The sequence below is a fragment of the Pseudocitrobacter corydidari genome (assembly GCF_021172065.1).
Taxonomy (GTDB): Bacteria; Pseudomonadota; Gammaproteobacteria; order Enterobacterales; family Enterobacteriaceae; genus Pseudocitrobacter; species Pseudocitrobacter corydidari.
Genome location: NZ_CP087880.1, coordinates 2466136 through 2481264 on the forward strand (window position 1 = coordinate 2466136; position 15129 = coordinate 2481264).

Here is a 15129-nt window from a genome sequence, read left to right on the forward strand (position 1 = left end):
GCCATGACGATGCCACACACGGAATTAGCGCGCGGCGATATCGCCATTCGCCGCCTGCATAAAGCATTCTCTCTCGACGGCCAGCCGTTTGATGTGTTTCGCGATTTGAATCTGCATATTGAAAGCGGGCAAAGTATCGCCATCGTCGGGCCGAGCGGCTGCGGTAAAACCACCTTGCTGCGTATTCTTGCCGGGCTGGAGCAGCCCGACGCCGGAGAGGTGATCATCGACGGGCGCGCGGTGCAGGGAATGAGCCGCGAGCGCGCGGTAATTTTCCAGGAACCGCGCCTGCTGCCCTGGCTGTCGGTGCTGGATAACGTTAGCTTCAGCCTGGACGTGCAGGGAAAGTCAAAAACGCAGGCACGCCTTCGCGCGAAACAATCGATTGAGCTGGTCGGTTTAAGTCAGTATGAAAATGCCCTGCCTGGCCAACTTTCCGGCGGCATGGCACAGCGCGTCGGTATCGCCCGTGCGCTGGCAATCGACCCGGAAATTCTGCTGCTGGATGAACCGCTCGGCGCGCTGGACGCGATGACCAAAATCACCATGCAGGAAGAGCTGGAACGCATTCGCGCCACGGAAAATATCACCATGGTGCTGGTGACGCACGACCTGGAAGAGGCGATTTATCTGGCGGATCGGGTGCTGATTTTGCCGAAAGAGAAAGGCAACGCCATCAGGATTATCGATGTGAATCTGCCCCGCCCGCGCGAACGCAGCGACGGGGCATTTGTGGCGCTGCGCCAACAGTTAATGGCGGAGTTTGGACTGCACTGAAATAACGCCCGGCGGCTTGCCGGGCGAAACTCATAACACTTTACTCAGAAATGCCGCCGTGCGCGGGTTTTGCGGCGCGGTAAAGATCTGCTCCGGCGCCCCCTCTTCCTGAATAATGCCCTGATCGATAAACAGCACGCGGTCAGCCACTTCCCGCGCAAAGCCCATTTCATGGGTGACGATCACCATCGTCATCCCTTCCTGGGCGAGATTTTTCATCACTTCCAGCACTTCCCCCACCAGCTCTGGGTCCAGCGCGGAAGTCGGTTCATCGAACAGAATGATAGAGGGATCCATCGCCATAGAGCGGGCAATGGCCACGCGCTGCTGCTGACCGCCGGAAAGACTGGAAGGCCAGGCGTCAATTTTGTCGAGCAGCCCAACTTTGCGCAGCAGCACTTCCGCGCGACTTATCGCCTCGGAGCGCGACAGCCCTTTCACCGACATCGGCGCCATAATCAGGTTTTCCAGCACCGTCATGTGCGGGAAAAGATTAAAGCGCTGAAACACCATGCCGACGCTTTCACGCATCTTGTTGAGATTGGTTTTCGGCTCATGAATATCAAAACCATTCACCGACACCTTGCCGTCATCGGGCGTTTCCAGCGCATTCAGGCAGCGCAGGAACGTACTTTTCCCCGAACCGGACGGGCCGATAACGCACACAACTTCCTGAGGCTTTATCTCGCAGGAGATCCCGCGCAGCACGTGAGTCGCACCAAAACGTTTTTGCAGATTTTCAATGTGAATCACTTTTGCTCAACCTCTTTTCCATATGCTGGACCAGCAGCGACAAGATAAACGTCAGCACCCAGTAAATAATCGAGATCGCCAGATACGGTTCCCAATAGGTGGCATACGCGCCAGAAACCGTCCGCGCGGCGTAAGCGAGATCGGCCAGGCCAATCGCCGAGGCCAGCGAAGAATCTTTCACAATGGCAATCGCGTTATTGCCGAGCGGCGGCAGAATACGTTTAAACGCCTGCGGCAGGATGACCTTGCGCATGGTTTTGCCCCACGTCATCCCCAGCGCGCGTGAGGCTTCCATCTGCCCACGGTCGATAGACTGAATGCCTGCGCGGAAGATTTCAGAGACATACGCCCCTGCATTGAGGGTAATCGCCACAATACAGGAAAGAAACGCGCCGTAGTCCGAGCGCAGCATACGGGCGAAATCAACCGACATGATGCCGCTTGTCACCAGCACGCCGTCGCGCGGGTTAATGAGCAACGGCACCAGCGCGAAGTGCACGACCATAATCTGCACAAACAGGGGCGTACCGCGAAATGCGCTGACGTAAACGCGCACCGGCAACTGCACAAAGTAGCGCAGAATAAAACGCCACGGGCCATGTTCAGCTTTCGCCATCCGCCCGAGGCCCAGTAATAACCCCCACAAGGTGCCCAAAATCACGCAGATAATGGTGCACTTAATGGTCATCCACGCGCCTTCAACAAAGAGCGGCGCATACTCCTGGATGATTTCCCAACGAAATCCGGTCATGACACATCCTGTCCGTTGTTAAAATAAGTATCCGCGTTGTTATTGCGCAGGTAAGACAGGCACATCAGCATCGAACCACTGGGTGTAAATTTTGGCATAGGTGCCATCGGCGACGATTTTCTTCAGGCCCGCGTTGATTTTGCCCAGCAATTCATCGTTCCCTTTGGCGACCGCAATCCCAAAATATTGACGCTGGAATTTATCGTCCTGCACCAGTTTGAAGGCTTTTTCCGGGTGATTTTTGATGTAGTACTTCACAACGCCCACATCGCCTACCGCCGCGCCAAGGCCGTCTTCATACAGCTCCTGCAACATCAGCGGGGTATTATCAAAACGTTTGATATCGGTGCTGTTTTTACCCAATACATCCGAAACCACGATATCGCCGGTGCTGGAGTTCACTACGCCGACTTTCTGGCCTTTCAGCGCGGCGAGGGCGTTCACCGCAGAGTCTTTCGCCACCACAATGGACTGATCCGCCGGGAAATAGGGCGCAGAGAAATCGACCATTTGCTGACGTTTGTCGGTGATGGTAATGCCGGAAATAATGATGTCGCGATCGCCGGAGTTAAGGGTGGCGAAAATCCCTTCCCACGGCGTATTCACCAGCTTAATGTCAAATCCTTCCGCTTTGGCGATCGCTTTGATGATGTCGATATCAAAGCCTTCCAGCTGTTTTTGGCTGTTTTCGAATTCAAACGGACGATAGGTTCCGCCAGAGCCCACGACATAGGTTTGCGCCGCCGCAACAGTTTGCGCGGCCAACGCTGCCAGTAAACATCCCGCCAGTGCAATTTTCTTCAACATGATTCATCCCCTAAATAATCAATTTTGTTAATTATGCGATTTTAGTGAATAAAAATACACTAACGTTTTTATGAACTCAACCTTGCGTGGGTTCTCAAAAAGACTTTTCGCATCGAAAAGTGTCAGTCTGCTTTCTTTTCGTCCATTCCCTTTTTCCCCTGCGCATCAAACAATTAACTGACTTCTGACACCTGCATTCATCACCATAAAGGGGAAAACACCCATGAGCGAATCACATCAAACTCACGACTGGTTAGGCCTTGCCGGGCGCATCTTTGCGGTCAGCGGCGCGGCGAGCGGAATTGGCGAGGCCATCGCTACGGCGCTGGCACAACAGGGGGCCGATGTCGCCCTGCTCGACCGTAACCCGGAGGGCTGCGAAGCAGTAAAACAGCGGCTTGCAGCGTATCCGGGGCGGCGTTTAGTGGTGGCCTGCGATGTCAGCAGCGAAGCGCAAATCAAGGAAGCGGCGTTGAGCGTGCGAGAAAAACTGGGGCCGTGCAGCGGGCTGGTGAACGCCGCCGGGATTTTGCGCCCGGCTGGGCTTGCGGACATTAGCGTTGAGCAATGGCAGGCCCAACTGGCGGTCAACCTGACCGGCTATCTGCTGTGCGCGCGCGAGTTTGCCCATGACATGCGTCAGGCAGGTAGCGGCAGCATTGTGCATATTGGCTCCATCTCCGGGCGTATTCCGCAGCCGTGGAGTGGCGCGTACAGCCCCGGCAAAGCGGCGGTTGGCCTGTTATCACAACAGATTGCCGTGGAATGGGGTACTGATGGCATACGCAGTAACGTGGTCGCGCCGGGGATGATCGAAACGGCATTGACCGCAGACTATTATGCGCAACCGGGCGTACGCGAGAGCCGCGAAGCGTTCACCGCCAGCCAGCGCATTGGCAAGCCGGAAGATATCGCGAATGCGGTACTGTTCCTGCTGAGCGACAAATCAGGGTATATCAACGGCGCGGAACTGGGCGTCGATGGCGGGCTGCCCACCATGCTGATGGGGAAACTGCCGCGACCAGGGTTTAGCGGAAAATAAACACAAATGCCTGCTCGCGACTAGGCGTGGGCAGGCGTCTCACAGGTTGCGGTCGGTTTGTCACGAAATCCGCGCGGGGATGCGCCCGTTGCGCGCCGGAAAAAGCGCGAAAAATAGGTCGCATCGCTGAAGCCAAGGTAATCTGAAATCTGACTCACCGTCATGCTGGTGTACAGCAGGCTACGTTTCGCCTCCAGCAGCAGGCGCTGATGTACGACGCTCAGGGCGCTACAGCCGTGAAACTCCCGGCACAGCGTGTTGAGATGAACGCCGGACATGCCAATCTCACTGGCGTAATGCGCCACCGGGAAGTGCTCGCGATAATGATTTTCCACCAGTTGGTTGAAACGACGAATGGCGGCGCGCTTGCGCTCTACTTTATCGCTGGCGCTCGGCTGCGGTGCGGCCTGGCGGTTCAGCCATACCATCAGGGCGCTGAGCAGGGAGTGGATCATCATATCGCGCGCATCGTTATCAGACTGATATTCCTGTTGGAGCGTCTCGAAAAGTGACTGAATTTTCTCCCGCGAATCGCCTACCGGGACGCAGGTGGCCTGATTTAACACCTGTAGCGGGCGGCCAAACTGCTGCTCGAACTGCGCCACCAGCGGGGCGGCAAGCGAGAGGGAAAACCCTTCCGTTCCGGGTGAAAAACGAAAACCGTGCACACAAAGCGCGGGGATTATCTGGATGCAGGCGTCCTCGAAAGTGTGCGTCACGCCTTCGATTTCAATTTCGCCCTGCCCTTTGTGGACGTAGAGAAGCTGGATGAGATCCGTATGTTGATGCACGCGGATACACCAGTCATAGAGGCTGCTGCGGCTGTGAATCGATTCGCAATGCAGCAAATCCGGCGTCGGCCAGTGCAGACTTTCACCGTAGAGCTTAAAGACCGGAATGCTGTTGGTCAGGTTCATGGTGCCTCCATTGGGGAATGGCCGGATGCGCTACGCTTATCCGGCCTACAAGTTAACCCATGCTTTTTGAAAGTGTCGTCGCCCGAATTAACCGCGTCTCCTGCGCCACAATAAATGGTTCCGACGCCTTTAAATAGGCGGCAAATCCCGGATGCGAGTCGCGCAACTGACTCCGGCGTTCATACTCCGCCAGGCTTTCGTACCCCCACAGGTGAACAAACTGGTTCTGCGGGCCCACAAAGCTTGTGTAGAACCCCAGCGGGTGCCCCAGCGTTTCCAGCAAAATCGGCATCGCCAGCGCATCAAAGACCTCGATGAACTCGTTCATCTTACGCAGGCGGATGGTGTAAATGCGGTGATCGACAATCGGCATTGTATTCATTTGGCCTCCTGGGTCTGGTGCGTCGGCCAGCCCAGCGGCCCGAAGCGGTCATACGGTTTCGGCCACGGCGGCGTTTCGCCGAGGGCAATCGCGGCATGAATCGGCCAGTTCGGGTCGTCGAGCATCCCGCGTCCAATAGCGACCAGATCCGCCCTCCCCTCCTGCAAAATCTCTTCCGCCTGCTGCGCTTCATAAATCAGACCAACGGTTATCACCACCGCGTCCGGCAATGCCTCTTTGATCGCCGCCGCAAACGGCACCATGTAACCGGGCTTATCCGCTGGCGGCGTTTGGTTGTAGATATTGTAGCCGCCAGAAACATGAAGATAATCATAGCCCAGCGCATGAAGTTCGCGGGCAAACTGCACGGCTTCTTCCAGGCCTAAACCGCCTTGCGCAAATTCGCCGCCGTTGAAACGCACACCTAACAGCTGCGTTTTCGGCCACGCATCGCGCAGCGCTTTTGCTACGCGCAACGGGAAACGCATCCGGTTTTCCGGGCTGCCGCCGTACTCATCCTGGCGCTGGTTGCTGAGCGGCGACAGGAACTGATTGAGCAGATAACCGTTAGCAGCGTGCAGCTCAACGAAATCGACGCCAGCCTCCCGCGCACGCGACGCCGCCGCGACAAAGCCGTCGATTATGCGCGTCATGCCCGCTTCGTCGAGTTCTTCCGGCACGCGCCAGCCGGGTTTGTAAGGAACGGCGGAGGGCGCGACCGTCGGCCAGCCGCCCTCTTCGTCAGACAGTGAAGCGCCCTGATTACGCCACGGCGGATTGGTGCCCGCCTTGCGCCCCGCATGGTTAAGCTGCACGCCAATTGGCGTGGCGCTGTAGGTGCGAATATCCGCCAGCAGCTTTTTCAGAGCCTGCGCCTGCTCGTCATTCCACAGGCCAAGGCAGTGCGGCGTAATACGCCCGTCCGGCGTCACGCCGTTCGCTTCACAAATCACCAGCCCGGCACCGGAAATCGCCAGCCCGCCAATATGCTGAGCGTGCCACGGCGTGGCGATACCGTCGCTGGCGGCGGAATATTGCGACATCGGCGGGACGACAATACGGTTGGTCAGCGTTAACGGCCCCACGGTAAGGGGCGTAAAGAGTGTAGACATAATTATCTCCGAATTCAGGATGCTTCACGCTGAGGCAGCGCTGTGGTTTCACCGCGTGCGGCAAGGGAGTTGGCAGCGATATAGCCGAAGGTAGCGGCAGGCCCGATGGTGATCCCTGCGCCGGGGTAACTGCCGCCCATGATGCTTGCCATCTCATTTCCGGCGGCGTACAGGCCGGGAATGGGCAAGCCCTGCAAGTCGAGCACGCGCGCCTCGCCATCGGTTTTCAGACCGTGGAAGGTGCCAAGGTCGCCCATAAACAGCTTCACGGCGTAAAACGGCCCTTGTTCAATGGGCGCAACGCAGGGATTTGGCTGATGGTTGGTATCGCCAAGATAGCGGTTATACGCTGACTCGCCACGGCCAAACTGAGTATCTTTCCCGCGCCGGGCATCGGCATTAAAGGCGGTAACCGTATGATTTAAGGCAGCAACGGGGACCCCCATCTTCTCTGCCAGTTCCGTCAGCGTTTTGCCCTTCAGCAGATAGCCGTTGCGGGTATACAGCGAAACGGGCAATGGCGCAGGCTTGGCGAACCCCATGCCATATTTACGCAAGGCTTTGTGGTCGCAGATTTGCCACGCAAAGGTTTCGCTATCGTCGCGGCAGGTTTCAATCATGGCGATACCGACGTCATGATAGGAGTCCGCTTCATTACAAAAACGCACGCCGTGGCGATTCACCATGATGAAGCCGGGTTTGTAGCGATCGACCAGATGCGGGAAGACAAATTGCTGGCGGCCAATCTGCACTTTCGATGCCGGGATCCATGCCGCACCGTTCGGATAACTGTTATCAAAGCGCGCGCCAACGCGTTCGGCCATCGCAATGCCGTCGCCGGTGTCCGCGCCCGGCGGCGTTGGTGAAAGCTGAATGCCACCGCGTTTAACGTGCGGATACAACCTCTTCAGCCGCTCATCATCGCGGGCAAAACCACCAGACGCCAGCACCACGCCGCGCTTTGCATACAGAGATACCCGCTCGCCGTCGCGCTCAGCGACCACGCCGCGTACCACGCCGTTTTCCACAATCAGCTCTTTGACGGCCATCCCGGTATGAATCGGCACGCCCAGGTCACGCGCCGAGCACGCCAGCCGTGCGACCACCGCATTGCCGCCGTTCGCGGTAATGCCGCGACCATAGCGGGCAATTTCCAGCAGATGACGGCTCAGCCGTTTCACCACGTAGGCGAAAGATTTCAGCGAGCGGGTAGCATTGAAGAAGTGTTTGAGATCGTTATTCGACGAGCTGAACATCATCCCCATAAAGGTGATGGTGCGTAGCGGTTTACGCAGCCGTTTCATGTCATCGCCCAGCTCGCGGATGTCGAACGCTTCCGGTACCACCGACCGCCCGCGCATCACGCCGCCCGGCGCATCCGGGTGGTAATCGGGATATTGATAGAGGTTACAGCGAAAACGCGTTTTCTCTTCAAAAACGCGCAGCATCTGCGGCGCCTGTTGCAGGAAAGCCTCCACCAGCTCCGGGCGGTAGCTTTCACCCGCTTCGCTACGCAAATAAGTACGCGCTGCGTCGGGAGAGTCCTCAATGCCCTGTTGCTGCGCCAGATGATTGTTGGGGATCCACAGCACGCCGCCGGAAAACGCCGTCGTGCCGCCGAAAACGGCTTCTTTCTCGATGACCTGTACATCCAGCCCATTCAGGCCCGCCGTCACCGCAGCCGAGAGACCGCCTACGCCGCTGCCAACCACCAGAACGTCACACTCGCGTGCCGGTTGCTTCATCGTCATAAGTCCCTCCCCTTATCCCTAAGAAGAAGACACTTGCCAGGATTGTTCATAGGGTACCTCGCAGATGAATGTTCTAATTTGTTTAATTTATGTTTGAATTTTGTTTCATCTGCATTTTTGACAGGCTGAAAGGGAAAAAGAAGGCCAGTTTGTAAGTAAAACTTGCACTTTTCGACAATGACGCAGAAGTGTGGAATGAATCAAAGTTTTGTCTGGGGAGAAGACAACAGAAAAAGAAGCCGTTCCGGCCTACCTGCACCGGAACGTAAAAACGGATAATGGCTTAAAAAATAAAGAGCAGTATAAAAATGTTCATCAAGGCGATGAGCAACAAAAATCCATATAAAGCGATTTCATCATGCATATGAAATATAATACTTTTTATGCCGTCGCATCCTTTCAGCACGTCAGCGTTAAATGTTATAGAGACTCTCGTTAAGAAACATTAAAACATGCGTAAAGAGAATTACAATGCGTAAGAATAACGAAAAAGATCGTTTATATCAGCGTCCATCTTTTTCTCTACCCGCTGCTTGGCAGCATAAACGCTACGTACTCCCAAATTAAATGTTTCAGCCACTACGACACAATCCTGGCCCGCACTTAAGTCATGTAAGATGCTAAATTCCAGTCTGGATAAAACTTCGCCACGAACGGTCATTGGATGATGCCCCAGAAATTTTCTTTTAATTTTCTCAGCGATGGTGTCTATTTTTTCGCCGGGATACAAAATCAAAAAGATATTATCGTCGTTTTTAAACCAATAGTTAGCCAACGCCTGCAGATGTTTATCACAAACAAGGATTATTTTAAGTTTGGTTTCTATCAATGCATCCAGCCATGCCCTGCTTAAAAAACTTCTAAAGTAACTAATTGAGAAATCTACAAAAACACAACCAGAGTAGATCCAGGTATGGCTTTTCTTCAATACACCTTCCGTGATACCCAGCGCAAAAAAACTACTGCCTTCAGGCCATGTGCTAAAACAAAAGCTCTGGCAAAATGAGATCCGTACGGATGTTGTAGGTTTTATCTCACAATTTAAAGGGCACGTAATACAGCTTAATTTGTTTAAATTAACTTCAGAGAACATTCTGCCACCCTCCTCCCTTTTGTAATTATATAGTTCCATTGACATAAATCCTTGTCAACGGCTTCCCTGCCCGGCCTGAAGCATACCAATACAGCTAAAACCAACATATACGACAATATTCCTGGTTTAATAAATAAACGCCAAAAAACACGCTTTTAAAAATCAACACTTAAATAATAAACATTCTTATAACACTGACATCATCCAGGATAATTGCGGCTATCACTAAGAATTTTACCACGAGAAAAAAGTACCAAATATGTGATACCACTTCTTATATCAGAGGTAATACCTAATGATAATTATTTTAATATAGAGGTTATTTGCAAAAGACTGAAATGACCACAAAATAAAAATGAAATATTGTTTCCACATGTAAGTGGAAATTGATTATCATTTGTTATTATCACTATCTAGTGAGATTTTCATCTAACTAAAATCTCAAATTCAAAATAAATTCCTGCCTTTAACCCGCTTTGCGTTTTTTTTGCAGTGTTGCGCAAAAAATTTTTACTGCCGCGCAAGCGCTTGAATGACAGCGCGCCCTGGTTCACACTATCAGTAAGGTGATGGCGTTCCACCTTCCCCAACCGCCTCGTTCTGAGGCTAATGACGCCTGATATGACTCTCATTCACGATGGGGCGTGTCAGGCTGGTCGTTTTCTCTCCAGCTCAACATGCTTCCCTGACAAGGTTTAAGCAATGATAAATGTACTTGGTCACCTTCATCCGGATAGCGATGCCGTTTGCACTGCGTATATGGCAAGCCGCTGGCTTACGCTTCGCGGTCTTCAGGCACAGGCCTGGCGCTGTGGAGAAATTAATCGCGAAACCCGATTTATATTTGAACAGGCTGCACTGCCGGTTCCCGACTTACTTACTGACTCTCTTGCCGATCGCGATGTCTGGCTGGTCGATTTTACCGAGCCCACTCAGGGCCCTGCCTCTTTAGCTGAGAGTAACGTTGTCGGCATCATCGATCACCACCGTCTTGGCGGCCTGGTGACGCGCCTGCCACCGGAAGTGTGGGTGAAGCCGGTAGGCAGCAGCAGTACGCTACTGTGGCAATTGATGACACCAGAGATCCGCCGCATGGTAACGCCTGCCGAAGCGCTATTAATGCTGGGTGCGGTGATAAGCGACACCGTTGCGCTTCGCTCCCCCACCACGACCTCTGATGACACGCTTGCCGTTGAAGAACTGTCGACCCTCGCCGGCATTGAGAAAGATGCCTTTATCGCCGGGCTACTGACCGCGAAAACCAGCATTGAGGGGTTAAGTGGGAAAGCGCTGCTGAATAAAGATATCAAAACCTTCCAGATCCAGGGCGTGAAGGTTAACGCCGCACAGATTGAGCTGTTTTCATTAAATCAGGTGGATGCTGTACTGGATGAGTTGCAGGAAGAGATGGCGCTGAATATCCAGGAAACCGGCGCGCAACTGGTGGTGGTCATGCTGACGGATATCAATGCCGGGTATTCGACGCTCTACTTTGCCGTGCCGAAAGGCCAGCAAGAAGACGCACCCTGCTTAGTCGAAGGGATGCTGAGCCGTAAAAAACAGTTGTTGCCGTGGCTTGAGAACTATCTTGCTAAGGGGAAATGACGGTTTGCAGTGAAATGGTACGCCCTACAGGATTCGAACCTGTGACCCACGACTTAGAAGGTCGTTGCTCTATCCAACTGAGCTAAGGGCGCACTGAAGAAGTTGTTACTTCACGGGGGTGAAACGCGAGGAATTATACGGTCACCGGGCGGTGAGTCAATCCATTTCAATGTGAAATCAGGGTTGTTCGTTAGGATGAGCATAACGCGAACAGCCCTTGTCTTTTTTTTAACCACTCTTCTTACAGCAGCCCTGGTGCTGCGAAAACCCTTACTTAACTTTAAGCATTGCCTTAGAGAAGAACCTGCCTCTGGTGTCACAATGTCTGCAACTGGCTGTTTGACCGCATCGTTAGATAAGCTATAAGTGAAGACGCGCGTGACGGCGCCAGGAAGAGAAGCATGCGCATCGCAATTCGCAGAGAAAGGAGGCGTCGTTCAGGCACCGATCACCCCGGATTTAAGAATCCACACGCCTGGCCCCCGTTTTTTGATAGACTCGAACGCCTGACTCACTCACTTGCCCTCACGCACAAAACCGACTCCCCTCATTTTATTCTGGTCAGCAGCGATCAATTCTTGCGGCAAGGGTTTCGTTTCGCCCCTTATCCTTTAAGCAACGGCTGGGTAACGTCAACGCTGGATAATGCGCTGGACCTGCTCCCCAAAGCACCGGGCGTACAGTTGCTGGTCGATATTTACTACACCGATGCGCCAGCCATCGAAACGTTGGATCGCTTGCGTCGCATCAGTTTCGAGTATCCACAAAATTTTATTCATCTGATTGCGCCGACACAGGATAAAAAAGCCCTGCGCTTTATGAAAGCAGTGACGGCACTACGGATAATCAGTCGACATTCGCCGTTTCGTACCCTGCGCAAAAAACTGCTCATGCCTCAGCCGATACAGTTCAACCGGAAAAGCCATTTTTCGCGCGATGAGTGGCTCATTCTGATGGCGCTGACCCAGGGGCGTTCGTTGAAATCTATTGCCAGCGATCATGACAAAGATTACCACAGGATTATCTATCGCCTGGCGCGCATTGTTGACCGGCTCAAGCTTCAGCATCGTTCAGAACTTATTCACTTGCTGCAAAATCTTTCCGCTAGTTCAAACTGACATTATCGTTAACCTCATAAATCTTAGAATGTTTTAAGAAATTACTTAATTGAAATGATCTTTTATTGTTAAATTTATACAAATTTGCAAAATTTATAACTATTCCTAAAGGCCATTCATCTGTAGTAAAACACGCTCAGAATAAAGCACTACGAAGAGCATTCTGCTACTCAGTATTCAGATGAAGACCACGTAATTCACACTTCGCACAGAAGTTTTGCCAGGTAACCACCAGCTTTAGTAGGGTTTCACAGCGTAATGACTACAAATACCTTTCCTGACTTCCCGATAGCACCGATTCAGATCAAAAGGAATTTTTAAAGGAATAATCGACGAATTGCGCCAGTCTGGTTATGTTTACCGATCTGTTTTTCTACATAAATTGCGCCATATCAATTAACATATTTTCAACAATCAGCATCTATCTATATTTATCCCAGAGATAAAAGTTATCTTCTCTGAAGGATTTTAAACACCTGGAGGTAAATACCAAAAATAATTTGAATAAACTTTCTGATTAGAACATCATATTAATTACGGATTATTACTACTTTAATAATGCTTTTCGGACAATTCATAGCAAGTATAATAGCCATGTACTTATCGTGTTATAAGAAAAGCCTTTTTCAAGGGTTGAGGCATTGTTTAAGTACCGGACAGAACTGTCACTTTATAATGGTACAAGTAGGGATAGATAATTCCTCTGGAAGTAAGACAAGAATTAAACTATTTATTTATCCATTCGACTTGTAATAGTTTCCGTAAAGGAATCCCACGTAACTATTCCAACAGTCTGAGGCATATAAAGATGAAACCGGCATCCGTTATCATTATGGACGAACACCCTATAGTCAGAATGTCGATCGAGGTCCTGCTACAAAAAAACCCGCAGGTTCAGGTTGTTCTCAAATCCGACAATAGCCATGAAGTTATTGAATACATTAGAAATAATAATGTTGATATGGTTATACTCGATATTGAGCTTTCCGGTTCAGACGGGTTTTCATTACTTAAGCGGATAAAGAACATCAGTGAAAGCACTAAGGTTCTTTTCTTGTCATCCAAATCTGAGTCGTTCTATGCGTGTCGGGCGATCAGGGCTGGCGCAAATGGTTTCGTCAGCAAACGGAAGGATCTGTGTGATATCTATAAAGCAGTGGAGATGCTTCTCGCCGGATATTCATTCTTCCCGGCTGACTCCATGAATATCTTCGGTGGCGGGAACATGCGCAGTAATAAGTTTACCGACATGCCGTTATCTAACAGAGAAATTACCGTACTACGTTATCTTGCTAATGGTTTATCTAATAAAGAGATAGCAGCCCAACTATTGTTGAGCAATAAAACTATTAGCGCGCATAAATCAAATATTTTCACCAAGCTTGGCGTACATACTATCGTTGAATTGATTGATTATGCGAAAGCCCACGAATTACTTTAGCCCTTCATGAATCCCGGCCCCGAAACGGGCCCGGGAAGTCAGTTATAGTTAAGCGTAAAGGTCGCATCCGCATCGGCGCTGCCCGGCTGTGGGTTGTCTGCCGTGGAGATGTAATTAGCGTAAAACGACAGTGTGGCATCCCCTTGTGCGTCGATAGCCACCTCTTTACTCTCCTGTTGTAGCGGTAAGCGAGTTTTGTCCTCATCGAGGATCTCCACCGCAACACGACTTGCCTGGCTTGTGCTATTCAGCGCCAGCAGGGTGTTGTCCTGATCGTCAGGCGTTCCGGCAAAGGTTATCGATACGGCACCCGGCGGGCAGCCGGTTAAGCGAATCGAAAACGGCATCGCCTGGGTTTTGCTGCCCGCGGTTTGCAACTGCTTCGTTGGCCACGTTCCTAACTGCACTTCTTTCGCGCTATCGCTGGCGTTTACCACGCAGCTTAAATCCACAATATTGCCCTGCAACTTTATGTTGACCTCACCCAACGGCGTTGCCGCCTGCACGGAACTTATCATCGCCAGCAACGCCAGGGCGAAAGTGAAATGACGTGGCATCTTGCCTCTCTTAATCGTAATCAACACGAAGATAGCCTCGCGAGGTAAATATCCCTTCAGCCGGTTTATTGCCGGTAATGCTGACCGGCCATGCGCGGATCCCCACCTGCGCCTGCGCCGCGTCATCCAGCCGGAACGGAATGGTGCTGCCCAGCGTATTCGGTGTTAACGGATTGCCGTTTGCATCAGCCACCACGAAGCCTAAATCGGGATTGTCAGAAACCAGCGCATTACCCGAAACTTTTTCAGCCTCAATACGCATAGTCAGGTACGCGTTGGCTTCCACGTTGGTGCATTTAATCCCGATGGTTTTACTCTGCGCAGGCACGCTCGGCGGGCGCTGTCCGACTCCGGCCTGCGAAAAGAGCGATGCGCCAATGTCGCCAAAGTCAAATTCGACCACATTCCCGGCGTTAATTTCACAGCTCTGCGGCACTTCAATGGTGCCGCTATAGCTGATGGTGTAAACGACGGTGGTGAGTGGATCGGCGCTTGTCGTAGTGACATAGACCCTGAACATTGTCTGTTGGGGGATCACCACCATGTTGATAAAGCGTCGTGTCACTTTAAGGCGGAAAACCAGCTTAGAATCGGTTACCGGGAATGCTTTGTTTTTCGATACGTTAGGGTGCGATCCCATCTGGATATAACTCACCGGGGGATAGAATTCCCCTGCAAAGTCATCCGTAATCTTCATGGCACCATCAAGGTATTCATTCAGTTTTACATACTGAAATTTATCTTCCACGCTGGTGATCGGGAGATCGGTGGTGTAACTTCGCATGGTCGTGTTGCCTGAGGTTCCTTTGGGGCAAATGGCGTTAACACCGACCAAACCCGATTTCTGCGACAATGTGACTATCTGCCCCACCTGGTTATTGGCACTGGTAAAAACATCGGTCAGGTTATAGGCAATATCTTTTGCAACACCATCCGAGTTCGCGCACACCGTAGCCCAGGCGGGAAGCGCCGTCATTCCCAGACACACCAGCGCCAGCGCCAGCGCAAGGGTGCTTTTCATAC

The 15129-nt window shown here is 52.0% G+C and carries 15 protein-coding genes, 1 tRNA gene and 1 riboswitch; of the genes, 5 read left to right on the top strand and 11 right to left on the bottom strand.

Annotated elements, in window-relative coordinates; translation table 11 throughout:
* Positions 1-3: 3 nt before the first annotated feature.
* Entirely contained in the window at positions 4-777 is a 774-nt protein-coding gene (locus G163CM_RS11470; protein ID WP_231828270.1) for an ABC transporter ATP-binding protein, read from the top strand.
* A 30-nt stretch (positions 778-807) separates the two neighbouring features.
* Here the strand turns inward: G163CM_RS11470 and G163CM_RS11475 are convergent, their stop codons facing one another.
* The 3 genes from G163CM_RS11475 to G163CM_RS11485 are packed head-to-tail and all read right to left on the bottom strand — an operon-like array spanning position 808 to position 3088.
* Positions 808-1530 carry an amino acid ABC transporter ATP-binding protein gene (locus G163CM_RS11475; protein ID WP_231828271.1) on the bottom strand — a complete coding sequence of 241 codons (723 nt, stop codon included), beginning with the start codon at positions 1528-1530 and terminating at the stop codon, positions 808-810.
* Entirely contained in the window at positions 1517-2281 is a 765-nt protein-coding gene (locus G163CM_RS11480; RefSeq protein WP_015965460.1) for an amino acid ABC transporter permease, read from the bottom strand. The genes G163CM_RS11475 and G163CM_RS11480 overlap by 14 nt, the downstream gene beginning before the upstream one ends.
* Positions 2282-2320: 39 nt before the next feature.
* Positions 2321-3088: a basic amino acid ABC transporter substrate-binding protein gene (locus tag G163CM_RS11485; protein ID WP_231828272.1), complete on the bottom strand. Its 768-nt coding sequence runs from the start codon at positions 3086-3088 to the stop codon at positions 2321-2323.
* Positions 3089-3311: 223 nt separating this feature from the next.
* Here G163CM_RS11485 and G163CM_RS11490 point away from each other — a divergent pair, with 223 nt between their 5' ends.
* Positions 3312-4130 carry an SDR family NAD(P)-dependent oxidoreductase gene (locus tag G163CM_RS11490; RefSeq protein WP_231828273.1) on the top strand — a complete coding sequence of 273 codons (819 nt, stop codon included), beginning with the start codon at positions 3312-3314 and terminating at the stop codon, positions 4128-4130.
* A gap of 20 nt (positions 4131-4150) precedes the next feature.
* Here G163CM_RS11490 and G163CM_RS11495 read toward each other — a convergent pair whose 3' ends face one another.
* The 5 genes from G163CM_RS11495 to G163CM_RS11515 form a co-directional block, all read right to left on the bottom strand.
* Complete coding sequence (locus G163CM_RS11495; protein WP_231828274.1) at positions 4151-5047, bottom strand: helix-turn-helix domain-containing protein; 897 nt, start codon at positions 5045-5047, stop codon at positions 4151-4153.
* Between the two features lie 52 nt (positions 5048-5099).
* Positions 5100-5429 carry an NIPSNAP family protein gene (locus tag G163CM_RS11500; RefSeq protein ID WP_231828275.1) on the bottom strand — a complete coding sequence of 110 codons (330 nt, stop codon included), beginning with the start codon at positions 5427-5429 and terminating at the stop codon, positions 5100-5102.
* A complete protein-coding gene (locus tag G163CM_RS11505; RefSeq protein ID WP_231828276.1) occupies positions 5426-6541 on the bottom strand; it encodes an NADH:flavin oxidoreductase/NADH oxidase in 1116 nt (371 codons plus the stop codon). The genes G163CM_RS11500 and G163CM_RS11505 overlap by 4 nt, the downstream gene beginning before the upstream one ends.
* Positions 6542-6555: 14 nt before the next feature.
* Positions 6556-8292: an FAD-dependent oxidoreductase gene (locus G163CM_RS11510; protein ID WP_231828277.1), complete on the bottom strand. Its 1737-nt coding sequence runs from the start codon at positions 8290-8292 to the stop codon at positions 6556-6558.
* A gap of 466 nt (positions 8293-8758) precedes the next feature.
* Positions 8759-9424, bottom strand: a complete 666-nt coding sequence (locus G163CM_RS11515) for a helix-turn-helix transcriptional regulator (protein ID WP_231828279.1) — start codon at positions 9422-9424, stop codon at positions 8759-8761.
* A gap of 517 nt (positions 9425-9941) precedes the next feature.
* Positions 9942-10011, top strand: a riboswitch (Fluoride riboswitch).
* A 76-nt stretch (positions 10012-10087) separates the two neighbouring features.
* Here G163CM_RS11515 and G163CM_RS11520 point away from each other — a divergent pair.
* A complete protein-coding gene (locus G163CM_RS11520; RefSeq protein WP_231828281.1) occupies positions 10088-10990 on the top strand; it encodes a DHHA2 domain-containing protein in 903 nt (300 codons plus the stop codon).
* Between the two features lie 15 nt (positions 10991-11005).
* On the opposite strand, the gene G163CM_RS11525 is transcribed toward G163CM_RS11520, so the two are convergent.
* Positions 11006-11082, bottom strand: a tRNA-Arg gene (locus G163CM_RS11525).
* A gap of 309 nt (positions 11083-11391) precedes the next feature.
* On the opposite strand from G163CM_RS11525, the gene G163CM_RS11530 reads away from it, so the two are divergent.
* The gene (locus tag G163CM_RS11530; protein ID WP_231828283.1) at positions 11392-12108 is read left to right on the top strand and encodes a DNA-binding response regulator; all 717 of its coding nucleotides are present in this window, start codon (positions 11392-11394) and stop codon (positions 12106-12108) included.
* Positions 12109-12916: 808 nt separating this feature from the next.
* Positions 12917-13549, top strand: a complete 633-nt coding sequence (gene fimZ / locus G163CM_RS11535) for a fimbria biosynthesis transcriptional regulator FimZ (RefSeq protein ID WP_015965470.1) — start codon at positions 12917-12919, stop codon at positions 13547-13549.
* Positions 13550-13587: 38 nt separating this feature from the next.
* Here fimZ and sfmF read toward each other — a convergent pair whose 3' ends face one another.
* Both sfmF and fimH read right to left on the bottom strand, forming a co-directional pair.
* Positions 13588-14106 (bottom strand): fimbria assembly protein, encoded by a 519-nt coding sequence (gene sfmF, locus G163CM_RS11540; RefSeq protein ID WP_231828285.1) that lies wholly within the window; start codon positions 14104-14106, stop codon positions 13588-13590.
* Positions 14107-14116: 10 nt separating this feature from the next.
* Complete coding sequence (gene fimH / locus G163CM_RS11545; RefSeq protein ID WP_231828287.1) at positions 14117-15127, bottom strand: type 1 fimbria D-mannose specific adhesin FimH; 1011 nt, start codon at positions 15125-15127, stop codon at positions 14117-14119.
* Positions 15128-15129: the final 2 nt, after the last annotated feature.

Bases quoted from the DNA above. Each gene is read 5' to 3' on its own strand.
- G163CM_RS11470 (WP_231828270.1), top strand. From the start codon at position 4: ATGACGATGCCACACACGGAATTAGCGCGCGGCGATATCGCCATTCGC.
- G163CM_RS11510 (WP_231828277.1), bottom strand. From the start codon at position 8,292: ATGACGATGAAGCAACCGGCACGCGAGTGTGACGTTCTGGTGGTTGGC.
- G163CM_RS11485 (WP_231828272.1), bottom strand. From the start codon at position 3,088: ATGTTGAAGAAAATTGCACTGGCGGGATGTTTACTGGCAGCGTTGGCC.
- G163CM_RS11495 (WP_231828274.1), bottom strand. From the start codon at position 5,047: ATGAACCTGACCAACAGCATTCCGGTCTTTAAGCTCTACGGTGAAAGT.
- G163CM_RS11490 (WP_231828273.1), top strand. From the start codon at position 3,312: ATGAGCGAATCACATCAAACTCACGACTGGTTAGGCCTTGCCGGGCGC.
- G163CM_RS11515 (WP_231828279.1), bottom strand. From the start codon at position 9,424: ATGGAACTATATAATTACAAAAGGGAGGAGGGTGGCAGAATGTTCTCT.
- sfmF (WP_231828285.1), bottom strand. From the start codon at position 14,106: ATGCCACGTCATTTCACTTTCGCCCTGGCGTTGCTGGCGATGATAAGT.
- fimH (WP_231828287.1), bottom strand. From the start codon at position 15,127: ATGAAAAGCACCCTTGCGCTGGCGCTGGCGCTGGTGTGTCTGGGAATG.
- G163CM_RS11500 (WP_231828275.1), bottom strand. From the start codon at position 5,429: ATGAATACAATGCCGATTGTCGATCACCGCATTTACACCATCCGCCTG.
- fimZ (WP_015965470.1), top strand. From the start codon at position 12,917: ATGAAACCGGCATCCGTTATCATTATGGACGAACACCCTATAGTCAGA.
- G163CM_RS11505 (WP_231828276.1), bottom strand. From the start codon at position 6,541: ATGTCTACACTCTTTACGCCCCTTACCGTGGGGCCGTTAACGCTGACC.
- G163CM_RS11530 (WP_231828283.1), top strand. From the start codon at position 11,392: ATGCGCATCGCAATTCGCAGAGAAAGGAGGCGTCGTTCAGGCACCGAT.
- G163CM_RS11480 (WP_015965460.1), bottom strand. From the start codon at position 2,281: ATGACCGGATTTCGTTGGGAAATCATCCAGGAGTATGCGCCGCTCTTT.
- G163CM_RS11520 (WP_231828281.1), top strand. From the start codon at position 10,088: ATGATAAATGTACTTGGTCACCTTCATCCGGATAGCGATGCCGTTTGC.